Raw genomic sequence first — 22,734 nt, 5'->3', positions numbered from 1 at the left:
CTTCGTACCGGACTTGAGGAGGTCGGCACGTGATCCGTCGTCCCTCGTGATCCATCGCCCCGGTTTATGCGCATAAACGTAGCGTCCCAACAGCCCGTTGTGCTGAGGCATACGGGTTCGATGGCGCACCTCGAAGCTGCGTACATGGCTAGGGCACGCAGCTCATAGTCCACGCTCGTGAATGCCAGACCGTCCCTGCACGCGGTTGAACGCCTCGATCTCCGCTGAGTTTATGCGCACAAACTCACCAGCTCCGAGCCCAAACAGCCCACCTCCCGCCGAAAGGGCAGAGCACTCCGATATCGCAGCAACCCGCCGCGCGCGTCGACGATGCGCCTCGTGATGACCAACGATCGAGTGGCGCATCGACGCCTCCCGGCATCGGCTACGCGATTCGATCGCGCCACCAACCACCGCCGGTTCGTTTATGCGCATAAACCGATAGCCCGAACGGCTAACGCATAGTTGCCGAACGACAATTTCATTGAAATATAAATATCGTCCTGTAGAATTCCAACGACCAAAATAGGAGTGAAAATTGGCCGCGGAAATCATTGCAGTCACTCAACAAAAAGGTGGCGTCGGCAAAAGTACGATTGCCATGCACCTCGGCGCCGCGTTCCATGAAAAAGGGAAGCGCGTCCTCGTCATCGACGCAGACCGTCAAAACACGCTGGTTCACTGGTCGAGCGCATCCGGTGACAGCGACAACGGCATTCCGTTTCCGGTCGTCAACCTTGCCGAAGCCGACGGCCAGATCCATCGCGAGATCAAGAAGTTCATCAACGACTACGACATCATCGTCGTGGACTGCCCGCCGTCGATCACCGAGAAGGTATCCGGCGTCGTCCTGCTCGCCGCATCGATTGCCGTGATCCCGACTTCATCGTCGCCGGCCGATTACTGGTCGAGCGTCGGGCTGGTCAAGCTGATCCAGCAAGCGCAGGTCATGAACGAAGACCTCCGCGCCGTCTTCCTGCTGAACAAGACCGAAGAGAAGCGCATGCTGACCCGCGAGCTCAAGCGCGCGCTCGAGGAGCTCGGTTTCCCGCTGCTGAAAACGCAGATCCCGACCCGGGAAGCGTACAAGCAGGCGATGGCGCTCGGTCAGACCGTCCTGCAGATGAACGATCGCGGCGGCAAGCTGGCCGCCACCGAAATTCGCGCATGTGCCGACGAAATCGTCGCCATGCTGCCCTGACTTTATGCGCACAAAGGAGTCACATGAAACCTTCCCAATTTGCAAAAGGATTCCAAGCGCGCCCGGATATCACGACGAGCGAGAAGCGCACGGCGCTCGATCGACTCAATGCGATTGACGGCATCGTCAAATCCGAGACGCCCACTCCGGCTCCGACCAAGTCCGCAAAGAAAGACATCGCGCCGCCGCCCGCTCCGGAACTCACGTTCGATCCGTCGATCGACGAGTCGCCGCAATATCGCGCGTGGCGCCTCGAGAACCGCTATGCGCCGGGACAGGTCATCGAGCTGGCGCTGAAGGCGATCAAACATAGCCCGTTCAACCCGCGGCACTTCTATCTGAAGTCGTCGATTGCCGAACTCGCGGTCAACCTCGCGAAACAAGGGCAACAGCAGGCGATCCACGTGATCCCGGATTACGACAACCCGGGCACATATTTCGTCAGCGATGGCGGCCGCCGCGTGCGGGCGCTGAAAGAGGCGAACAAGGAATCGGTCAAGGCGATCGTGATCGACGTGCCGATCGGCATCCAGAGCTACAAGCTCGGTTACGACCTCAACGTCCAGCGCGATTCGCAGACGGTGTTCGACAATGCCGTCGTGTGGCGCCGCTTCCTCGACGACAAGCATTTCCAGAGCCAGAAGGAGCTCTCCGAGCATCTCGGCCTCGACGAGTCGACGGTGGCGGTCGCGCTGTCGATCGGCAAGTTGCCGGAAGCGATCATGCAGGAAATGGTCTCGCGTCCCGATCGCTTCGGTTCGAACATGGCGTATCAGGTCGGCCGCTATCACAATGCGCGCGGCACCGAGGCCACGCTGCGGCTGATCAACAAGATCGTGTCGGACGATCTCAGCACGCGCCAGGTGTCGGACATCGTCAAGGGCCGCGTCGCGGCGCAGGAAACGCCGAAGGTCGTGGGCCGTCAGCGCTACGCGCAGCGTCTCGAGATCAAGCTCGGCGGCAAGTCGGTCGGCGACCTGAAGTCGTATGGGGAAGACCGCATCGAATTGCGCCTGCGCGGGCTCCCGAAGGACAAGCGCGACGCGATCCTCGAGCAACTCGAGCGGATGCTGTTGTCGGAGTGATGGAAGCGGCCGGCAGGGCCTGGTGAGACGCCGGGCCCGCCCGATCGAGCGGGCGGCCGGCGGCGGCCCGTCAGCGGGCCTGAGCGGGCGTCAGGCGGCCCGCGACTGGTTCAGCGTGAACGACAGCAGGTCGCCGTCTGTCGGCTCGCCCCAGGTCTTCTGGGCCAGCCAGTCGAAAAAGGCCGTCTCGGCCAGCTTGGAATCGAGGCCGCGCTTGCGCCAGTCATCGCGCAGATGCGTGCCCATCGTCGGCAGCGCCTCCGATTCGAACGACTCGCGCGCCACATCGCGTTCGGCGTCGCCCTGCTCTTCGTACAGCACCTTCGCTTCCTTGCGGCGGAACGCCGCGAATTCGCTCAGCAGGCGTGCCTTCAGATCGTCCGGCTGGGCCGCTGCGACTTTCGCGGACGGCGTGCCGGCAGGCAGCGCGTCGACGGACTCGACCGGCGGCGCATAACCCTTCTTCAACGCATCCTTGAACAACGCCGGCGCGCTGCGCACCGGCGGCAGCGTCGTGCTGCGCATCCGCTGCTCGGTCATCTGCAGCGCGGCGCGAATCCGGTTTTCCTCGCTGTCCGCGTACAGCGTCTGCGCTTCCTTCAGCGGGATCCCGAGCTTCACCATCCGGTCGACCAGCGTGCTGTCGAACACGTTCGGGTGTTCGTCGAGCGCGAGCATCGGCTGCTTGCGCTCGGTCACGCGGAACTGGATCTCCGCGACCCGGCGCCCTTCGCGGTGCTCGATCAGCTCGACGAAGATATTGGTGACTGCGTTGACTTCCGCGATCGCGGGACGCAGATAGTCGCGCTTGAAGTACTTGTACTCGCGCTTCGCCTCGTCGCCGGCTTCGGTATCGGGCGTGCCCGACAGGATCGGCCGCCACCATTCCCACTGCTCGCGCATCGTCAGGTGGCTCGGGTTCGTCAGATAGCGCACGCAGATTTCGTACAGCGCGAGACCGGCGCTGCTGCGGAGCTGGCTCTGGAACTGCAGGCTCAGGCGCGCGTACTGGACCGGGTCGAGCAGCTTCTTCTTGATCTTGGGCGCGAACGAGAATTCGACCCACACGCGGCGGGTCGTCGGATCCTCGAGAATTTCCGCGTCGGCGATCAGCGTCGAGATCCCCCACTTGCGGCCCGGCTTCTGGCTCGACGTGCCCGTGCTCCATTCGACCTGCACCGACACCATGCGGCGCAGGTGTTCCTTCACCAGCGCGGTGTCGTTCGAATCGAAGGCTGAGTTGGCGACGATATCCGACAGCAGCGCGCGATACGTATCGCCCGAGTCGTCGGCCTGCTGCGCGACTGCCAGCAGGACGTTGAACAGCTTGCGGGTCAGGAGCGTGATCTTGCCGCTCTTCGGCTGAATTGCGATCGCCTCGACGGCCTTGCGCAATTCGGCTGAGCTGGCACTCACCACATCCACATCGGTTTTCTTGGCGCGCTTCGTCGTGGCCATGCGTCGGGTCGGAGAGGAAGTTTTCCGGAAGGATAGCGCCTGTGGTGATGTGCGTCCAGAACGACATGCTCACCATAGCCGGTGAAGCGCGCGTGCAAAACGGCACTCACCCCAAGCGCTCCCGAAAACGCTCACCGGTCCGGAATTGCAGCGTTCCGGACTCGTCCAGACGTGCTGCGGGATGCGCCGATTCACAGAATTTCACCTGTGCGCGACACGTGCGGAACACGCTCCCGTATCGGCTCACCTTTCTATTTGTCGTAATTTTGCGACTGCCCAGCCGTGAGTTCGGCACAGGGTTGCGATTGCACCTCGCCATGCGTCCCCGATCGCCCCGCATCGGGCTGTATGCATGTACAGGCACGGCTCGCCGGGAGATCGTCATCCGCTCCGGCATCCGGAAAGACGCCTTCGAAGCCGGCCTGTGCCGCTCGCCCAGGCATGCTTTGCCGGCCCGGGCGCGCATTGTACAGCGCACCAATCCTATCGGGTCCCGAAAATACTCACCTTGAGCACAGCTTGTTGTTTCGATCGGATGGCGACAAACGCCCGGCGCACGCGGGATTCGCTACCAGAGCCTCCCGAAAAGCCTCACCTTATTGAAAAAATGCGGCACAGCAACGCCCACGAGAACGACTCCCGAAAAACCTCACCGTAACCGCCTCGGTATCAAAAACCCCAATGCCTTCCGATACTTATGCGCAGAAGGCATTTGGCTGTGCGTCGCTGGGATCCCCCGAAAAGCCTCACCTTTCGACGGAAATCCTTCATACGACAACCGCGTGTCGCCCCCCGAAAAATCTCACCTGTGCCAAAAAGTGGCACAGCAAAAACGAGAATTCTTCCAGTCCTGGCGGGCTTTTCGGCGAATCCGGCCGTTCACATGTCCCGAAAAGCCTCACCTTTGACCATTTTTCGAGCAAATACCGTTCCCGAAAACGCTCACCTGTGACCGGGATCTCAGGCTGTGATAGATGCCCCGAAAAAGCTCACCTCAACAGGATAGGGGCAGGAAAACCCGGATTTTCCTCCCGAAAAGTCTCACCTTTAGTGCATCACAGGCCCCGGAGAGCACTTTTGCTGTGCAAAATGGCGTCCGGCTCCCGGAAATCCTCACACCCAATTCCCGTGGAGTCCCGTGAAACCTCACCTTTCGTAAAAACTGCCCAAAAGATGGGCAGAATCGGGGCGCAAAGAGGGTCCCGCAAATTCTCACCTATGTCTGCACAGGCAGAAAACTGTGCAGGCAGGCACAGCGCGGGTTCTGTGGCTGTGCGGCCCCGAAAACTCTCACCTTTGGGAAATCTCGTGTTTCACTGTGATCCCGAATCCCCTCACGACCTTTCCTGCAACGGCTCACGCAGCTCCCCGAACCCAATCACTTCAGCTCCCGCAGAAGATCACCTTGGCTCCCGTAAAACTTCACCTTGCCGGCCGGAAACCCTTGCTACATAAGGATGTGCCGTGGCGTTAACGTTTTTAACTAAGGGTTCAAGGGTGTTTACTTCTAATACTCTCAAGACATGGGCCGACGAGTTTTCCACAGATACCCCAAACCCTGAACACCCACAGGCAATCGGTTCCGTTGTCATGTGAAACAAATGCCGGATTTCTGGGTCTGCTGGAAAATGCTTGTGCTACAAGGACTTGGCTGACTTTCTTCGCTTTGTTTCACGGAATCCTGGACCACGTTCATCCGGATTGGCTCACAGATCCGATTTCTGTGCACAGCGACGTAAATTCACAACGTCGATCCGAAATAGGTATCAAAGAATACGTATTTCGTTATGATTGACACAATTCAATGTCTGTGAGCTCTGCCATGACCCTGGACGAAATGCGCCAAGTCATTCGGGACGAACTGGAATCGCTGCGTGCAAGCGGCGCGCGGCGCCAGGAATTGTCGCTGCACGCATGCAAGCGCCTGTTCTTCGATCTCGGCATCCGGCCGTCCGCCGCCAACGTCCGCGATCTCACCCAAACCGGCAGCGCCAGCGACATCCCGAAAGACATCGACCATTTCTGGGAGCGCATCCGTTCCGCGTCCAAGATCAGGCTTGACGGTGCGGCGATCCCGAAGGCCGTCGAGGAAAAGGCCGGCGCGTTGCTCGGCGCACTATATGAAGAAGCGTTGAAAGCGGCCCGCGACAGTCTCGATGGCGATCGCGAGCAAGTTCGCGCCGGCATCGCCGACGCCGAACAACGGTTGCGCGACGCGACGGTGCGCCAGGAGACGCTCGAAGGCGCGCTCGCCCGCGGCGAAACCCGGAACGAGCAATTGCAGGCGCGCGTGACCGAACTCGAGGTTCAGCTCGCGTCGCAGACGACGCACGGTTCGACAAACGAAGCGACGTTGCTCACCACAGTCGCCCGACTGGAGAAGGAGCTGACCGCGGCCGCCGGCCGTATCGACGCCGAGCAGGCGCAGAACGCCACGCTGCGCGATCGCATCGATGCGCTGCAAGCCGAATTGCAGCAACGCACCGAGCACTACGCGCAGCAAATCAAGGACGCGGTGGCCGAAGCCGAACGCCGCGTGAAGCCGATGCTGGTCGAGCTGGATTCGCTGCGCAGCATGGCGTCGACCTACCAGAGCGGTTTGCGCGACGTTCAGCGCAAGGAATTCGATTTCCTGCAGCAATTGAGCTCGGCCAAGGCTCGCGCCGATCGGCTCGAAGAACAGTTGCGCACGCAGAGCGATGAACTGGAACGGGCGACGCGCGACGTGAGTTCGTTGCGCGCGAGCCGTGAAATGAATCCGGAAATCGCCGTGCTGATCCGGCGCCTGGCCGATGCCGGGCAACTGGATGCGGACGCGTTTTCCGCGATCGGGACCTCACTGGATTCCGAGATTACGGTGCCGACTCAGTGCCCGCATTGCGATGGCGAGCCGGAACTGTCGCATGGTGAAGAGGGTTTTGAAGTGGCGTGCCCCGAGTGCGAGCACGCTTCAGGCGCATGGCCGTCTCGATTCGAAGCCGTCGCGCGCTTTACGCATACCTGACCCGCGGATCGGCAGCACCGCACAGGCAAGACGGTCCGGCGCGCTTGAGGTGAGGTTTTTCGGGAGAGGTGGAACGGTGAGGCAGCGCCACGCAAGGCTGCTCACGGATCGCTTCGCGTGAGCAGCCGTTTCCGGATCAGTGAGTTTCATCGCTGTCGGACGCGTCACCGTCAACCAGCCCGTCGCGCCAGTTTTTCCAGGCGCGATGCAGGCGGTTCGACGAGATCGGCCGCATGAAGCCCAGCCATTTGCCGACCCGTTCGGGCGGCACATCGTTTTCGAATAGTTCGGCCGCGTAGGTATTACGCAGCGTCTGCGGGCTCGCGCGAGCGGTGCGTGACGACGTGAGCCCGGCCGATTCGACGATCGCGTCGATGGCGCGCAGCATCGTCGCCTTGTGCATCGGCCGCCCGGCATGCGATGCCGGGAACACGAGTTCCCCCGGAATTTCCTGGCGCTTGCGTTCGGTGAGCCATGCCTCGAGCAGCGCGATCGCGAACGAGGCGAGATGGGTTTCGCGCGCGAAATCCGGATGCGTCGCCTGGATCTGCAGCGACGTGTTGCTTGTATTGATGCAACTAATCGTAAGTGCGCGCGCTTCGCCGGTTTTAATGCCGGCGCCGAGAAATGCCGCCACGAGCGCGCGATCGCGGCGCTCCTTCCAGTATGCGGAACCCGATACGCCGATCGGCGAAAACAGATACGCGAGCAACTTCGCGCGTTCGGCCGGCGTCAGGAAACCGGTCGGTTCGTTGTCGCGCGCCTTGCGCCAGCTTGCTTCGCCATCCTGAGCGATGAAGCGGGCCGGGTTGGTCGATGCGTATTCGGTGCGGCGGATGTGATCGAGCACCCGTTCGATCAGCCGAAGATAGCGCATTTTCTGGGTTTTCCGGATCGGCAACTCACCGACGAAGTTCGCGATCGTTGCCGTATCGACCGTGGCCAGATTCTTTTGATGCGTGCGCAGCCACGTGAGAAACGCGCCCCATTGGGTGCGATAGACGTCGGCCGACGAGCGGCGATAGTCCTGCATGGCCAGCCACGCGTCGAATGCGGCTTCGGGTGAGGCGATCCAGTCGGATGCGCCGCGATCGAACAGATCCTTTTCTTCCGGGCGTGCGGGGGTGTCGGGAGAGGCGGGAAGGGACATGTGATTTATTCCGTTAGTTGCGTATATAGTAGCCCTTTCCGCAACGTCTCGGGCAGCAAGAGGCTGGACAAGCCGCCATGCGCGGCGGCCCGGGTTGGCGGTCAGTCGCCCCACGCCTTGGACGGACGGTGAGCGCGCTCGCGAGACGCGGTGTCGTGCGACGTTGCCGCGGCTTCGTACGCGAGCACCGCGAACGAAAAAACGGCAGGCAGCGCATTCGAGCGCCCGAAGTCGATCGGATCGTCCGTTTCGGGAAACGTCATGTCCGACGGCCGTTCGAACAATTGACGCATGCCGGCCTCGTGGCGGCTGGCAAAGCCGAGATCGGCGAGCGCCTCGGCTTCGATGGCGTGCAGCAGGCGCCACGTCAGCGGCACGCGCTGACGGATGTAGCGCCCGGCAATATGGCGGACGATCAGCTCGAGGTCGTGCGCGGCAGCCTTGAAGCTGAGCGCGGCCAAATCTTGTTCTTCTGTCATTGCAGGCTCCTGTCGACCGGGGCGGGCGCCTCGGTGCGCCAGCTCCGGCCCATGCATGGCGGAATGTCCGTATACTGTACAAATATACAGTCTTTTCCGCAACTGGCCCTTTGGCCAGCTATACGCGCCGTCAGCGGTGTATCACGATCAACAGTGCCCGCGCTTCGGCCTTGCCGGGGTTGCGGATCGCGTGCGGCTCGTCGGCCGGGTAGCGCGCGGTGTCGCCGGCCTTCAGGCGCCGGCTTGCCGCGGCGGCCTCGATCTCCATCGCGCCTTGCAGCACGGTGAGGTGCTCGCGCGTGCCGGGTTCGTGTGCGTTCGATACCAGCGCGCCGCCGCCCGGCAGCGTCAGCTCGTACCACTCGAACTTGCCGGCGAGGTCGATCGGGCCCCACACGCGCAACTGGTACCGGCCGTCGTGGCCGGCGAGCGTCGGAATGTCGTGCGGGCCGTCTACGCGGATCGTCTCGGGCGCCTTCGGCTGCGAGAACAGCTCGTCGAGTGTGATGCCGAGCGCGTTCGTCAGCCGCCAGGCCACGGCGATGGTCGGATTGGCCTTGTCGCGTTCGATCTCGGAGAGCATCGATTTCGATACGCCGGCCGCGCGCGACAGGTCGTCGAGGGTCAGCTTGCGCTCGTTGCGCAGCCGCTGGATCTGCTCGCCGACACGCGGCGGCGTGGCGGCCGGCTGCGGAGGTGCGGCGCTGGCAGGCGTGCGCCGCGATCCGGAGGAACTTGCCATTTGGATTCCGTTCGCTTAGAGTTGTTCGGTATTTCGAATTCTAGTTCGGAATATCGGATAAATGCGGTCAACCGAACGACCGACTATAACAGTAGCAGGCCGTTGCGCCGCCGCCACGAGCGGCGCGCCGCGGAATGCGAATCCCTGTCAGGAGCTTTGCGATGCGTGATGCTTTTCTCGCCCAGGTGCGCGGGACGCTCGACCAGATCCGCGCGGACGGTTTTTACAAGACCGAGCGCGAGATCGCGAGTCCCCAGGCGGCGGCCGTGCGGCTCGCCGGCGGTGCCGGCGTGCTCAATTTCTGCGCGAACAACTATCTGGGGCTGGCGAACGATCCGCGCCTGATCGGCGCGGCGAAGGCCGGCCTCGACCAGGACGGCTTCGGCATGGCATCGGTGCGCTTCATCTGTGGCACGCAATCCGTGCACAAGCAGCTGGAAAGCGCGCTGGCCGCGTTTCTCGGCACCGAGGACAGCATCCTCTATTCGAGCTGCTTCGATGCGAACGGCGGGCTGTTCGAGACGCTGCTCGACGAGAACGATGCGGTGATCAGCGATGAACTGAACCACGCGAGCATCATCGACGGCATCCGCCTGTGCAAGGCGAAGCGCTTTCGCTACCGGAACAACGACCTGTCCGACCTCGAGGCGAAGCTCAAGGAAGCCGATGCGGCGGGCGCGCGCCACAAGCTGATCGCGACCGACGGCGTGTTCTCGATGGACGGCATCATCGCCGACCTGAAAGGCATCTGCGATCTCGCCGATCGCTACGGCGCGCTCGTGATGGTCGACGATTCGCACGCGGTCGGCTTCATCGGCGCGAACGGTCGCGGCACGCCCGAGCACTGCGGCGTCGAAGGCCGCGTCGACATCATCACGGGCACGCTCGGCAAGGCGCTCGGCGGCGCATCGGGCGGCTATGTCGCCGCGCGCCGCGAGGTCGTCGAACTGCTGCGCCAGCGCTCGCGTCCGTATCTGTTCTCGAACACGCTCACACCGAGCATCGCCGCGGCATCGCTGAAAGTGCTGGAACTGCTCGGCAGCGACGAAGGCGCGAAGCTGCGCGAGCGCGTGCGCGAGAACGGCGCGCGTTTCCGCGAGCAGATGACCGAAGCCGGCTTCACGCTCGTGCCCGGCGCGCATCCGATCATCCCGGTGATGCTCGGCGACGCGCAGCTCGCGACGAACATGGCCGACCAACTGCTCGGCGAAGGCGTCTACGTGATCGGCTTCTCGTTCCCCGTCGTGCCGCGCGGCCGCGCGCGCATCCGCACGCAGATGAGCGCCGCGCATACGCCCGAACAGATCGACCAGACGGTCGCCGCGTTCGTGCGCGTCGGCAAGTCGCTCGGCATCATCTGACGGAGGCTCGACCATGAAAGCACTGGCAAAGCTCGAGCGCGGCCCCGGCCTTACGCTCACCCGCGTGAAGCGTCCCGAAGTCGGCCACAACGACGTGCTGATCAAGATCCGCCGTACGGCGATCTGCGGCACCGACATCCATATCTGGAAGTGGGACGACTGGGCGCAGAAGACGATTCCCGTGCCGATGCACGTCGGTCACGAATATGTCGGCGAGATCGTCGAGATGGGCCAGGAAGTGCGCGGCTTCGCGATCGGCGATCGCGTGTCCGGCGAAGGCCACATCACGTGCGGTTTCTGCCGCAACTGTCGCGCGGGGCGCCGGCATCTGTGCCGCAACACGGTCGGCGTCGGCGTGAACCGCGAAGGCGCGTTCGCCGAGTATCTGGCGATTCCGGCGTTCAACGCGTTCAAGATTCCGCCCGAGATCTCCGACGATCTCGCGTCGATCTTCGATCCGTTCGGCAATGCGACGCACACGGCGCTGTCGTTCAACCTCGTCGGCGAAGACGTGCTGATCACCGGCGCGGGCCCGATCGGCATCATGGCCGTCGCGATCGCAAAGCACGTCGGTGCGCGCAACGTCGTCATCACCGACATCAACGACTACCGGCTGGAGCTCGCGCGCAAGATGGGTGCGACGCGCGCGGTCAACGTCGCACGCGAGTCGCTGCGCGACGTGATGACCGACCTGCACATGACCGAAGGCTTCGACGTCGGTCTCGAGATGTCGGGCGTGCCGAGCGCGTTCACGAGCATGCTCGAGGCGATGAACCACGGCGGCAAGGTCGCGCTGCTCGGCATTCCGCCCGCGCAGACGGCGATCGACTGGAACCAGGTGATCTTCAAGGGGCTCGAGATCAAGGGCATCTACGGCCGCGAGATGTTCGAGACCTGGTACAAGATGGTCGCGATGCTGCAGAGCGGCCTCGACCTGTCGCCGATCATCACGCATCGCTTTGCGGCCGACGATTACGAGAAAGGCTTCGCCGCGATGCTGTCCGGCGAAAGCGGCAAGGTGATTCTCGACTGGACGGCCTGAGTGCCGAAGGGGCAGCGCGGCTCGTTCGCCGCCTGCCCCGCTTTCGTTTGCCGCTGCGTTTTCGAAGCCGGAACGCACGCATCCGGGCTTGAGGTGAGATTTTTCGGGAGCTGTGTTGGCGTGCCGAATCGCGACGCGATCGCGCATCGGTGACCTGCAATCGCACGTTCGCTTCACCTGTCGGAGCCGGCCTGCCGCTTCCGCATCGCTTCCCCCATCACGCCATCCGGCGCCTGTTTCTCCTCTTCCGCGCACTCCCCTGCTTCGCTTGCATGGCGAACATTCGCTGCGCAACGTACGCGATGTCTTGCCGAACCGCGACGCCAACCGTGAGCCCGCGAGCCTCGTTGCAACTCACTCATGCGCGATGCAGTCGGCATCGTGCGGTGCGCGGACCGCTACTTGATCCGTTCACCATTCAACCCGCGCGGGTCGAGCTGAAGACTCAACACGACGAGCCAGCGTTTCGGGCACTGCGGCGCCACGTCGATCGGATCGCCGTGCGTGCCGGGAACCGTGACGAACCCGTGCTGGGCCGCGAACTGATAGGCGCGTAGCGCATCCGCCTGCAGCCAGAAGCTGACGAGCGCGCAGGTCACGAAGCGGAACAGCAGCAAGGTCGCGGCTTCCGGCGCGAAGCCGGCCGCGACCAGCAGGCTCTCGAACGTGAGCGTCAGCACCTGCGCAACCGCGATCGTGATGAGCGTCAGCTTCATCACGCCGCGCAGCCGCAGCGCCGCACGCACGCGTGCTTGCCTCACGTCGAGGTGCGCGCGATCGTCGCCGCCGTCGTGCTTCGGCCTATCGTGTTTCATGATGCCGCACCGGCTTGCCGCGCGACGTCGATCTGCGTCGTGTCGCTGGCAGGCATTCGGCCGTACGCGACGCCGACGGATTTGCACAGGATCGTGCTGTCGTAGTTGTGTCCCGGGAAGCGCATCACGTCGACCGGTTGAAATCCTTCGCGACGATAGAAATCGACGAGCCGGACCGCCGCGTACGGCGCGTCGAGCGCGAGGTGCGTCGCGCCGCGCGCGGCGGCCCGCCGCTGTGCGAACGCGAGCAGCGAACGGCCGATGCCGCGATCCTGCCAGACGGGATCGACGGCCAGCTGGCCGAGCGTCGCGACGCGCCGGCTGCGATACGGATCGCAGCGGGAATCGGGATCGTGCGAATGCATCGTCATCGTCGCGACCAGATGCGCGTTGCCGAGCGCGACGAAGCACTCGCTGGTGAGCACGCGCTCGCGCGTCGCCGAGGCCGGCTGATCGACGCACGGACAATTGAAGCCCAATGCGCCGAGCGGTGCAAACGCGCGATGCAGCAACGCGGTCAGCGCGTCGTACGAATCGCTGCGCGGGTCGAAGCGCCGCACGACGACGCGGCCGTCGAGCCGCTTCGCATAAGCCGCATAGGCGCGCGCGGGGCGCGCGGATTCCGGTCGCTGCATGATGTCCTTTCGCCCAGACAGGGTGACCGAAGTGTAGTGAGCGTCACATATCCGCTTCAAGAAAAAATGTCGTAAACGCGGCGGGCCCCGTCGCGCGCTCACCCCGCGGATCAGCCCTCTCGCCGACAGGGCTTTTTCACACGGGTGTTGACGGTGGAGAACGATCGTTCTACCGTAAACCCATGAACACACATCACGACCCCTCCGGCGAACCAGGCGTTCGCGACCGGCTGCTCGATGCGGCCGAAGCGCTGATTTATTCGGGCGGCATCCACGCGACCGGCGTCGATGCGATCGTGAAGCGCTCCGGCGCCGCACGGAAAAGCTTTTATTCGCATTTCGAATCGAAAGAGGCGCTGGTGGTGGCCGCGCTCGAACGCCGCGACGAGCGCTGGATGCGCTGGTTCGTCGACGCAACCCATGCGCGCGGCAAGACACCGCACGCGCAACTGCTCGGCATGTTCGAGGTGTTGCGCGACTGGTTCGGGCAGCCCGACTTTCACGGCTGCGCGTTCCTGAACGCGTCGGGCGAGATACCCGACGCGGACGATCCCGTGCGCGTCGTCGCGCGGGCGCACAAGGCACGCCTGCTGGCGTTCGTACGCGAGCGGTTCGATGCGTATGCGGACGAAACAGGCATCGAACGCCGCGGGCTCGCGCGCATTGCGCGTCAGTGGCTCGTGCTGATCGACGGCGCGATCGGCGTGGCGCTCGTCAGCGGCGATGCAAACGCGGCGCGCGATGCGCGCGCGACAGCCGAACTGCTGCTCGACACCGTTTCGCGGTAGTCGATGCAGCGAATCCGAACCGGCCGCGGGCGTCCGCGGCCAGAACCCTGAACAGGAGCAACCCATGTCCGATTCCCCCGAAGTCCGTCCGCCCGTTCCGCCTTTTACGCTCGAATCGGCGCGCCAGAAGGTGCGCGCCGCCGAGGATGGGTGGAATACGCGCGACCCGCAGCGCGTGTCGCTCGCTTATACGCCGCAAAGCCAATGGCGCAATCGCGCGGAATTCGTGACCGGCCGCGACGAGATCGTCGGGCTGCTGCAGCGGAAATGGACGCGCGAACTCGATTACCGGCTGATCAAGGAGCTGTGGGCGTTCGGCGGCAATCGCATCGCGGTGCGCTTTGCGTATGAATGGCATGACGACGCCGGCAACTGGTTCCGTTCGTACGGCAACGAGAACTGGGAGTTCGACGAAAACGGCCTGATGGCGCATCGTTACGCGTGCATCAACGACCTGCCGATTCGCGAGAAGGATCGTCTTTATCATTGGCCGCTCGGCCGCCGTCCGGACGATCATCCCGAGCTGTCCGACCTCGGGCTGTGAGATTCGCGTCCGTTCAACGGATCGTCGGACGCATCACCCGGGTTCGATGGTGAGGAAATTCGGGAGCTGCGCGCCAAAGGTGAGGTTTTTCGGGACGAGGTGAAATGTCGCGTCGGACTGTGTGTTTCGAGCCGATCGACGTGGCATCGCATCGTGCATGCGGGACCTGTCGTGCACATCGGTATCGCGTGATGCAAGTGTCGACGTGCAACGGTGTGCTTCACCGCGCGGTGCATCTCACCCATCGAGCGGATTCGACGCTGTGTTGACGATCGGTGTGCGTGCACGTGATGTGCCACTCACCGATCGAATCGATTGCGACGAGAGACAGCGCAAGCAGTGCGCGTCGCGGTGTGTCGTTGCTCACCGCTCGACTTCACCGCGCGCGCATCGGAACCTGAACGGGTGCGCAAACACATCGCGTGTTGCTCACCGCCGGCTGATTCGTGAAACCGTGCCCGGCGCGATCGCTCGCGCCGGGTTCGACTGTCAGCCCGCAATCCGCGCGGCGATCGCCTCGCCCACTTCCTGCGTCCCTGCATGGCCGCCGAGATCGCGCGTATGCGGCCCGGTGCGCAGCACGTCCTCGATCGCGGCGACGATCGCATCGTGCGCTTCGCGTTCGGGGCCCGCGCCATTGCCGAGGAAGTCGAGCATCATCGCCGCCGACCAGATCATCGCGACCGGATTCGCAATGTATTGCCCCGCGATGTCGGGCGCGGAGCCATGCACGGGTTCGAACAGCGACGGAAACGTGCGGTCGGGGTTGAGGTTCGCCGACGGCGCGATGCCGATCGTGCCCGTACAGGCCGGCCCGAGATCCGACAGGATGTCGCCGAACAGGTTCGATGCGACGACGACGTCGAAGCGGTCCGGCTGCAGCACGAAGCGCGCGCACAGGATGTCGATGTGCTGCTTGTCGACGGCGATCTCCGGATAGCGTTCGGCCATCTCGGCCGCGCGCGCGTCCCACCACGGCATGCTGATCGCGATGCCGTTGCTCTTCGTCGCGACGGTGAGGCGCTTCGCGCGCCGCTGCGCGAGTTCGAACGCGAATTTCAGCACGCGCTCGGTGCCGTGACGCGTGAAGATCGACTGCTGCATCACGACTTCGCGCTCGGTGCCTTCGAACATCGTGCCGCCGACCGACGAGTATTCGCCCTCGGTGTTCTCGCGCACGATCATGAAGTCGATGTCGCCCGCACGGCGGCCGGCAAGCGGAGACGGCACGCCATCGAACAGGCGCGCGGGCCGCAGGTTGATGTACTGGTCGAACTCGCGGCGGAATTTCAGCAGCGAGCCCCACAGCGAAATGTGATCGGGCACCGTCGCGGGCCAGCCGACCGCGCCGAACAGGATCGCGTCCATGCCCGACAACTGCGCCTTCCAGTCGTCCGGCATCATCTTGCCGTGCTGCGCGTAGTAGTCGCAGCTGGCCCAGTCGATCTGCACGAAATCGAAACGAATGCCGAAACGCGCGGTCACGGCGGTGAGTGCGCGCAGGCCCTCGGGCATCACTTCACGGCCGATGCCGTCGCCGGGGATCACGGCAATTCTGTAGGTCCTGTCGGTCATGCAAAGCTCCTTGGCTGGTCGGCCGGCTGCCGGGGGATGCAGCGGCGCGTCACGTCATTCTATTTATTTCCATCTGGATTAAAATCGCGCGAAAGGTTAATCGACTTTCCACGAATCGTGAACAAATCGCCGAACCTCGACGACCTGCGCGTGTTCAGCCTGGTCGTCCGCCTGACGAGCTTCAGCGCGGCTGCCGAGCAGCTCGCGGTGTCGCCCGCCTATGTCAGCAAGCGCATCGCGTTGCTCGAGGCGCAGCTCGGCACGCGCCTGCTGCATCGCTCGACGCGCCGCGTGACGGTCACGGAAGCCGGCGAACGCGTGTTCGCGCGCGCTGAAAAGATTCTCGACGACGTCGATCATCTCGTCGAGGATGTGTCGACGACGCGCACGGTGCCGCGCGGCACGCTGCGCATTTCGAGCAGCTTCGGCTTCGGCCGGCACGTCGTCGCGCCGGCGCTGCTCGACTTCACGGTGCGCTACCCGCAACTGAACGTGCGCCTCGACCTGTTCGACCGGCTCGTCGACGTCGCGGGCGAAGGCTACGACCTCGACGTGCGCATCGGCGACGACATCTCCGATCATCTGATCGCGCGCCGCCTTGCCGCGAACTACCGCGTGCTGTGCGCAGCGCCCGACTATCTCGCCAGGCGCGGCACGCCGCGCTCGCTCGCGGATCTCGCGTCGCACGATTGCCTTGCGATCAAGGAGCGCGATCACCCGTTCGGCGTCTGGCGGCTGAACGTGCGAGGAGAAACGGCAACGGTGAAGGTCGGCGGCGCGCTGTCGACGAACCACGGCGAGGTCGCCGTGCAATGGGCGCTGGCCGGACGTGGGATCGTGTTGCGCTCGATCTGGGAAGCGGGGCCGCTGATTGAACGCGGCGCGTTGTGTCGCGTGCTGCCGGACGCCATCCAGCCCGCGAACATCTGGGCCGTGTATCCGGAACGCGTCGCAGCGTCGGCGAAAGTGCGCGTGTGCGTGGATTTTCTGGCGGAGACGCTGGCCGGTCTGAATGCCGCAGCGAGTGACGATACGGCCTGAGAACGGCCAAAGGTGAGCTTTTACGGGAAGTTGAACCGCGCGTGCCTGGCGGCGCGTTTTACGTCGAAACGTGAGCGGCGCGACGCCGTGCAAATCACCGTTGAACCTGCGTGACGACGGCGCCGGTCGATTCGTCCGTCACAGCCGGTTGTCCTTCGCGAGCATCAGCACGCGCGCCCAGCGCTGCGCATCGCGCTTGTCCGTCATCGGCAGTTTCCATTCGCTGCGCACGGCGTCGCGCACGCGCACGACGAGATGCCAGCGGCCGCCGATCGGCGCGGCCTGGCAACCGTCGAGCTGCGACAGCGTATAGCGGCCGTCCGCGCCGTCATGCGACAGCCACAGCAGCCCCTGCGTCGCGGACACGCGCAACTCGCCCCACGCGCGATGCACGACGTGGGTCCAGCCTTCTTCCTTCGTGTTCGGTGCAATGTCGCGGCGGCGCTTGATCCACCACGCGACCAGCGCGAGCAGGATCGCGGCGGCGAGCACGGCGGCCGCGATCGCGACCGGCTGGCCGAACTGCGCGGCGATGACGTGAAACAGGTGAACCGCGCCCCATCCAGCAGCGATGAGCGCGAACAGTGCAATGAAAATCGGCATGTCTGATCGGAGAAGAGGACGGATCGGCGCATGCATCGCGCCGATCCGTCGCGCAGCGCATTACCGGCGGCGGTGAATGTCGTGCGTCACGAAGCCCGCGTCGTTGTTGGGCAGCGCGAGGCCGTCCTTCACTGCGAGCGTCTTGCGGATGTCGTCGAGACCCGCGGACCAGTGGTCGCGCATCGTCGACAGACCGAACTGATAGTCCTTGTAGTGATGCTCGTACGCCTTCTGCTGGTAGATCAGGTGCTGGATGTTGTACTTCTTGCTGCACGACATCGCATCGGCCTCGACGCACCACGGATCCGCCTTGCGCTGCGCTTCAGGCACCTGGTCGAGCACGTGGCGCAGCACGTTGCGGTAACGCTGTTCGCGCTGCAGCGTGTCGGTGACGAAACGCGTGCGGCTCGAATACTGCACGTCCTTCGTGCGTTCGGCGACGTCGGCCATCGTGCGCGGCAGCGGCCCGCGCGCGCTCCACAGGTCGACTTGGAACGCGAGCGTGTCGCGGCGCGGCCGGGCGCGGAGCACTTCCATCAGCGGCGTGTTCGACACGACGCCACCGTCCCAGTAATACTCGCCGTCGATCTCGACGGGCGGGAACGCGGGCGGCAGCGCACCGGACGCCATGAAGTGCTCGGGCGCGAGGCGAATACGCGAGTTGTCGAAGTACACGAAGTTGCCGGTGCCGACGTTGACCGCGCCGACCGATACGCGCGTCTCGCCCGAATTGATCCGGTCGAAGTCGCACAGCTTCAGCAGCGTCGCGCGCAGCGCCGACGTGTCGTACCAGCTGATCTTTTCAGGATGGTCGGACACGCCCGGCAGCGGCGGCGGGAAGCGCGGCACGAAGAAACCCTGCTGGCCCTGCATCATCGCGCTGGCAGCCTGCGACGCGGTGAAGAACGTGCGGATCTGGTCGATGCTGTTGAACAGCGCGAATTCGAACGCGGCCGGAATCGTGGGAAAGAACGCCGGCTGGCAGATCGTTTCCCAGAATTCGCGCAGGCGCTCGACGCGATGCTCGGGCGCATTGCCGGCGATCAGCGCGGTGTTGAGCGCGCCGATCGAGATGCCCGCGATCCAGTCGAGCGGAACGTCCGCCTCGTGCAGCCCTTCGAACACGCCGGCCTGATACGCGCCGAGCGCGCCGCCGCCCTGCAGGACGAGCGCGATCGTCTCGTACGGCAACGACCGTGCAGGGGCCGGCGCGCCGGCTTCGTGTTGCAGGTCCGCCGCGTCGACGGCCTGCTTTTCTGTTCGGGCGTGCGGCTTCATCAATTGCTCCGGGAAATCCCGCCATGGATGGCGGAGAGGAAAGGCAAGGTGCGGGAATTGCCTCCCGTCAGGGAGGCGAGGACGTTACTGCATGAACCAGCCGTGGCTAACGACGAACGACTGGCCCGTGAGCGCGGCGCTCGGGAACGCCGACAGGAACAGCACCGTCTGCGCGACGTCCTGCACCGTCGTGAACACGCCGTCGACCGTGTTGCCGAGCATCACCTTCTTGATCACTTCCTCTTCGCTGATGCCGAGCTCCTTCGCCTGCTCCGGAATCTGCTTGTCGACCAGCGGCGTGCGCACGAAACCCGGACACACGACGTGCGAGCGCACGTTGTGCTTCGCGCCTTCCTTCGCGAGCACGCGGGCGAGGCCGAGCAGCCCGTGCTTGGCCGTCACGTATGCCGACTTCAGCGGCGACGCTTCGTGCGAATGCACCGAACCCATGTAGATCACGACGCCGCCGCGATCGTCCTTGTACATGTGCTTGAGCGCGGCCTTCGTCGTCAGGAACGCACCGTCGACGTGGATCGCCTGCATCTTCTTCCAGTCGGCGAACGAGTAGTTCTCGATCGGGTTGACGATCTGGATGCCGGCGTTCGACACGAGGATGTCGACCGAGCCGAACGCTTCGGCCACTTTGTCGATGCCGCTGTTCACGGCTTCCTCGTTCGTCACGTCCATCGCGACGCCGATGGCCTTGCCGCCCGCCTTGATGATCTCGTCGGCGACCGCATTCGCGCCGTCCTGGTTCAGGTCGGCGATCGCGACGGCCGCGCCTGCCTTGGCGAGCTCGAGTGCGATTTCCTTGCCGATGCCGCTTGCGGCGCCCGTGACGACTGCGGTCTTGCCATTCAGGTTGCTCATTTCGAATTCCCGTGGTGAAAGGTTTGACAGGGAGAAAGGACTGCGGACGTGTTACTGAGCCAGGTAATCGTAGACGACTTCGCCAAGGCCCAGTGTCAAATCTGCGACGAGGTGCCGGGCTTCGACGATCTCGAGCACGGGCAGGTCGGCCACGGGCGCGAGCGCGTGCGGCGCCAGCTCGAGCGATGCGGGCCCCGTCCACGCGCCCTTCATCTTGATGTCCTGCAGGTAGTAGCGCACCAGTTCGCAGACGCGCGCGGTGCCGTCGACGTGCGGAATGATCTTCAGCAGGAAATTCGGGCCGGCGAGACGCTTCGTCTGCTCGTCGATATCCAGTTCCTTGTGCTTGTAGCCCATCGTGCCGGTCGCGACGCGCACCTTGCCGTAGTCGAGCGTGCCCAGGAGGTGGTCGGTGTTCACGTGCAGGGTGGGCGATGCGAGCTTCTTCGGGAAGCCCCACAGCTCGCGGCCGCCGGCGATCGGCGGGTGATCGTCGAGATACATCGCGAGCGTGTAGCCGCCCGGCTGGCCGTTGTATTCGACGGGAATCACCTGACCGCTTTCGGTGTAGTCGCCGAAGCCGGTCGAATCGGCCATGCGAATGAATTCGTAATGTACGAGCGGCTCGGTGACCTGCAGCGGCTCGGGGACAATTTCACGGAGACGATCCGGATCGGTGCGATACGTGATGATCAGGAACTCACGGTCGACGAAACGGTAGGGGCCCATCGGGAAGGCAGGGCTGGTCAACGGCATCGCAAACGCTTTCGATCGGACATCGCTGGTTTTCATGCGGACTCCTTGTTGTTGATCGCTTCGTGGATGAGTGCTCGTAATCGTATGCCTGTGCGTTGCCGTTGTGCGATGCCGCATTTGGAATTAATTGTTGCCGATTTCAAAGTATTTGCGGCGTAAATATTGAGGCGAACGATGCAAACGGCTCGGATGGCGCCTGGCGGCCCGATCTTCGCACACGTCGATGACGTCACGATGTGAAAAAGGTGAGCCTTTACGGGATGCTGGGTGAGCCTTTTCGGGAGACGGTCGCGCGGAAATATGTCAATTGTGTGAACTTGTGATGCGGTGCAGGCTCTAAGTGCGTTCGCCGCTGCGGGTGGGCCCTGTCCCGTATGCCCGCCGAATTAAGCATCGCTTAAGCGGGCGCCCCCTAGCATCGTTCGTGTCCGACCGGGCAACCGGTCGAAATCTTTACGTCCCACGCAACCGGATTCATGCAGAACCTCAATCTCACCCTCTTTTCCGCCATCAACGCCGGGGTTGCGCCGCAGCCGGGCGTGGCCCGCCTCGCCATCTTCGCCGCCGACTGGCTCGTTTATGCGCTGCCCGCGATGCTGTTGCTGACCTGGCTCTTCGGCGCGCGCCCGACGCGGCGCCAGGCGATCGAAGCCGGCGTCGGCGTATGCGTGGCGCTCGCGCTCGCGCAGGTGATCGGGCATTTCTGGTTCTCGCCGCGCCCGTTCATGGCCGGCGTCGGCACGCAACTGATTCCGCATTCGCCGGACAGCTCGTTTCCGAGCGATCACATGACGTTCGCGTGGAGCCTGGCGGTCGGCCTGATGCTCGGCGGCACGACCCGGCTCACCGGGTTCGTGATGGCCGCGATGGCCGTGGCGATTGCCTGGGGGCGCGTCTACGCGGGCGTGCACTGGCCGTTCGACATGGCGGGCGGCGTGCTGGTCGGGACGGCCGGTGCGCTGGCCGCACACTTGTACGGGCAACGCGTGACCGCGCTGCTCGAACGGCTCGGCGATTCGGTGCATGCGGTCGTGATGGGGCGCCGGCACGCGCCGTAAGCGGAAGGAAGTCGGGCAGGAGGCCGTCAGCCGGGCGTGCCGGGCGTGCGGGCCGGTTCGGCCGCCGCGGACGGGCCGCCGCCCGCATCATGCAGTTCGGGTGTATCGGCCGGATGCTGCGCGGCGTCGCGATCAAGGGCGCTTTCCTTCAGGATCGCGCACATCGCGACGAACAGCGCGAGTACGACTGCGGCGAGGCCGCAATAACCGGCGATCTTCAGGTTGCGAAGGAAAGGCGAAGCGTGGCTTTCTTTTGTCATGACCGGGCGCTCCTGGGCGGGCTGCGGCGGCTGTCGCCTGACAGCGGCGTCGCAGACATACATATATACCAGCCGCGATGCCGATGCCAAGCCCGCCGGTGCGCCGGCGCCACGGTCGTATCACCCGTCGGTCTGCCGGATGCCCGTATGCCGGATGCCCGTACGCTTCAGTCTTCCAGCGTTTCGTGTACGGCCGCCGCGCCGCGCTTCCAGTAGGCCGCCGCGCGGATGCGCGACTTGTCGACACCGCGCTCGCCGGTCAGGTGCTGGCGGACCGCGCGCATCGACAGCGCCTCGCCGGCCGCCCACACGTAACCGTCGCCCGACGGCGGCAGCGGCAGCTCGCGGACCGCATCCTGCAGCACGTCGCCGTCCGCCGCGTCGGCTTCGGCGCGGAAGCGCCAGATTTCATGCACGTCGGCGCGCGTATCGAACGAGATCTGCGCGGTGCGATCCGCGACTTCCAGCACGACCGCCGCGCGCGTACCGGCCGGCAATTCCTCGAGACGCCGCGCGATCGCCGGCAGCGCCGTATCGTCGCCGATCAGCAGATGCCAGTCGAAACCGGTCGGGACGACGAACGAACCGCGCGGACCGCCGATGCCGAGCCATTGGCCGACGCGCGCTTGCGCGGCCCACTGCGACGCGGGGCCCGGATGGTTCAGCACGAATTCCAGATCGAGCTCGCACGCGGCGCGGTCGAAGCGGCGCGGCGTGAAGTCGCGCGCGACGGGCTTCGGCTCGCCTTCCGGAAACTCGGGGCCGTTCGCGCCGAGCGTCGGCATCGCGGGCCGTTCGGCGCCAGGCGGCGGGAAAAACACTTTAACGTGGTCGTCGAACGACGCAGATTCGAAATCCGCGAGATCGGGGCCGCCGAGCGTGACGCGCAGCAGATGCGGCGTCGCGGCGTGCACGCGCAGCACCTGCAGCAGGCGGAACTTGAGGGTGTGGCGCACGCGGGTCACGGTGCGCTCGGATGTGTTCTGCAT

Annotated in this window: 22 protein-coding genes; 9 read left to right on the top strand and 13 right to left on the bottom strand. The window is 64.4% G+C overall.

Features of this window, described 5'->3' with window-relative positions; genetic code table 11:
* The first annotated feature begins 538 nt into the window (after nt 1–538).
* Together parA and VL15_RS31495 are read left to right on the top strand one after the other, a co-directional pair.
* Entirely contained in the window at nt 539–1,201 is a 663-nt protein-coding gene (parA, locus tag VL15_RS31500) for a ParA family partition ATPase (protein ID WP_048250668.1), read from the top strand.
* Between the two features lie 23 nt (nt 1,202–1,224).
* Nucleotides 1,225–2,286 carry a ParB/RepB/Spo0J family partition protein gene (locus VL15_RS31495; protein WP_048250667.1) on the top strand — a complete coding sequence of 354 codons (1,062 nt, stop codon included), beginning with the start codon at nt 1,225–1,227 and terminating at the stop codon, nt 2,284–2,286.
* 90 nt (nt 2,287–2,376) lie between these two features.
* Here VL15_RS31495 and VL15_RS31490 read toward each other — a convergent pair whose 3' ends face one another.
* Nucleotides 2,377–3,744, bottom strand: coding sequence for a replication initiation protein (locus VL15_RS31490; protein ID WP_048250666.1), 1,368 nt, complete (start codon nt 3,742–3,744; stop codon nt 2,377–2,379).
* Between the two features lie 1,822 nt (nt 3,745–5,566).
* Here VL15_RS31490 and VL15_RS31485 point away from each other — a divergent pair.
* Nucleotides 5,567–6,748, top strand: a complete 1,182-nt coding sequence (locus VL15_RS31485) for a DNA-binding protein (RefSeq protein ID WP_048250664.1) — start codon at nt 5,567–5,569, stop codon at nt 6,746–6,748.
* 136 nt (nt 6,749–6,884) lie between these two features.
* Here VL15_RS31485 and VL15_RS31480 read toward each other — a convergent pair whose 3' ends face one another.
* The 3 genes from VL15_RS31480 to VL15_RS31470 form a co-directional block, all read right to left on the bottom strand.
* The gene (locus VL15_RS31480; RefSeq protein WP_048250663.1) at nt 6,885–7,898 is read right to left on the bottom strand and encodes a tyrosine-type recombinase/integrase; all 1,014 of its coding nucleotides are present in this window, start codon (nt 7,896–7,898) and stop codon (nt 6,885–6,887) included.
* 101 nt (nt 7,899–7,999) lie between these two features.
* Nucleotides 8,000–8,377: a DUF2471 family protein gene (locus VL15_RS31475; protein ID WP_048250662.1), complete on the bottom strand. Its 378-nt coding sequence runs from the start codon at nt 8,375–8,377 to the stop codon at nt 8,000–8,002.
* 130 nt (nt 8,378–8,507) lie between these two features.
* On the bottom strand, nt 8,508–9,119 hold the full coding sequence (locus VL15_RS31470; protein ID WP_048250660.1) for a helix-turn-helix domain-containing protein: 612 nt from the start codon (nt 9,117–9,119) through the stop codon (nt 8,508–8,510).
* A 161-nt stretch (nt 9,120–9,280) separates the two neighbouring features.
* On the opposite strand from VL15_RS31470, the gene VL15_RS31465 reads away from it, so the two are divergent.
* On the top strand, nt 9,281–10,480 hold the full coding sequence (locus tag VL15_RS31465) for a glycine C-acetyltransferase (protein WP_048250658.1): 1,200 nt from the start codon (nt 9,281–9,283) through the stop codon (nt 10,478–10,480).
* 13 nt (nt 10,481–10,493) lie between these two features.
* Entirely contained in the window at nt 10,494–11,522 is a 1,029-nt protein-coding gene (tdh, locus tag VL15_RS31460) for an L-threonine 3-dehydrogenase (RefSeq protein ID WP_021163717.1), read from the top strand.
* 398 nt (nt 11,523–11,920) lie between these two features.
* On the opposite strand, the gene VL15_RS31455 is transcribed toward tdh, so the two are convergent.
* Together VL15_RS31455 and VL15_RS31450 are read right to left on the bottom strand one after the other, a co-directional pair.
* Entirely contained in the window at nt 11,921–12,337 is a 417-nt protein-coding gene (locus VL15_RS31455; protein WP_048250657.1) for a hypothetical protein, read from the bottom strand.
* Complete coding sequence (locus VL15_RS31450) at nt 12,334–12,972, bottom strand: GNAT family N-acetyltransferase (RefSeq protein WP_048250655.1); 639 nt, start codon at nt 12,970–12,972, stop codon at nt 12,334–12,336. The genes VL15_RS31455 and VL15_RS31450 overlap by 4 nt, the downstream gene beginning before the upstream one ends.
* 182 nt (nt 12,973–13,154) lie before the next feature.
* Between VL15_RS31450 and VL15_RS31445 the strand changes: the two genes are divergently transcribed.
* Both VL15_RS31445 and VL15_RS31440 read left to right on the top strand, forming a co-directional pair.
* Nucleotides 13,155–13,760 (top strand): TetR/AcrR family transcriptional regulator, encoded by a 606-nt coding sequence (locus tag VL15_RS31445; protein WP_048250654.1) that lies wholly within the window; start codon nt 13,155–13,157, stop codon nt 13,758–13,760.
* A gap of 64 nt (nt 13,761–13,824) precedes the next feature.
* A complete protein-coding gene (locus VL15_RS31440) occupies nt 13,825–14,304 on the top strand; it encodes a DUF1348 family protein (RefSeq protein WP_048250652.1) in 480 nt (159 codons plus the stop codon).
* A 489-nt stretch (nt 14,305–14,793) separates the two neighbouring features.
* Here VL15_RS31440 and VL15_RS31435 read toward each other — a convergent pair whose 3' ends face one another.
* On the bottom strand, nt 14,794–15,879 hold the full coding sequence (locus tag VL15_RS31435) for a tartrate dehydrogenase (protein WP_048250651.1): 1,086 nt from the start codon (nt 15,877–15,879) through the stop codon (nt 14,794–14,796).
* Nucleotides 15,880–15,996: 117 nt separating this feature from the next.
* Between VL15_RS31435 and VL15_RS31430 the strand changes: the two genes are divergently transcribed.
* Nucleotides 15,997–16,920 (top strand): LysR substrate-binding domain-containing protein, encoded by a 924-nt coding sequence (locus VL15_RS31430; RefSeq protein ID WP_048250650.1) that lies wholly within the window; start codon nt 15,997–15,999, stop codon nt 16,918–16,920.
* A 138-nt stretch (nt 16,921–17,058) separates the two neighbouring features.
* On the opposite strand, the gene VL15_RS31425 is transcribed toward VL15_RS31430, so the two are convergent.
* From VL15_RS31425 to VL15_RS31410, 4 genes are all read right to left on the bottom strand, one after another.
* Nucleotides 17,059–17,523 (bottom strand): hypothetical protein, encoded by a 465-nt coding sequence (locus VL15_RS31425; RefSeq protein ID WP_048250649.1) that lies wholly within the window; start codon nt 17,521–17,523, stop codon nt 17,059–17,061.
* Nucleotides 17,524–17,583: 60 nt separating this feature from the next.
* Complete coding sequence (locus VL15_RS31420) at nt 17,584–18,801, bottom strand: patatin-like phospholipase family protein (RefSeq protein ID WP_048250647.1); 1,218 nt, start codon at nt 18,799–18,801, stop codon at nt 17,584–17,586.
* Between the two features lie 84 nt (nt 18,802–18,885).
* Nucleotides 18,886–19,671: a 3-hydroxybutyrate dehydrogenase gene (locus VL15_RS31415; RefSeq protein ID WP_048250646.1), complete on the bottom strand. Its 786-nt coding sequence runs from the start codon at nt 19,669–19,671 to the stop codon at nt 18,886–18,888.
* A gap of 51 nt (nt 19,672–19,722) precedes the next feature.
* Nucleotides 19,723–20,463, bottom strand: coding sequence for an acetoacetate decarboxylase (locus tag VL15_RS31410; protein WP_048250644.1), 741 nt, complete (start codon nt 20,461–20,463; stop codon nt 19,723–19,725).
* A gap of 440 nt (nt 20,464–20,903) precedes the next feature.
* On the opposite strand from VL15_RS31410, the gene VL15_RS31405 reads away from it, so the two are divergent.
* Nucleotides 20,904–21,485, top strand: coding sequence for an undecaprenyl-diphosphatase (locus VL15_RS31405; RefSeq protein WP_048250643.1), 582 nt, complete (start codon nt 20,904–20,906; stop codon nt 21,483–21,485).
* Nucleotides 21,486–21,511: 26 nt separating this feature from the next.
* Here the strand turns inward: VL15_RS31405 and VL15_RS31400 are convergent, their stop codons facing one another.
* Both VL15_RS31400 and VL15_RS31395 read right to left on the bottom strand, forming a co-directional pair.
* A complete protein-coding gene (locus VL15_RS31400; protein ID WP_048250642.1) occupies nt 21,512–21,745 on the bottom strand; it encodes a hypothetical protein in 234 nt (77 codons plus the stop codon).
* Nucleotides 21,746–21,912: 167 nt separating this feature from the next.
* Nucleotides 21,913–22,734 (bottom strand): siderophore-interacting protein, encoded by an 822-nt coding sequence (locus VL15_RS31395; protein WP_048250640.1) that lies wholly within the window; start codon nt 22,732–22,734, stop codon nt 21,913–21,915.

The sequence above is a fragment of the Burkholderia cepacia genome (assembly GCF_001039005.1).
In the GTDB taxonomy this organism is placed as follows: Bacteria; Pseudomonadota; Gammaproteobacteria; order Burkholderiales; family Burkholderiaceae; genus Burkholderia; species Burkholderia theae.
Note: the sequence above shows the minus strand (reverse complement) of the source record. Positions and strands in the feature narration are given on the sequence as shown.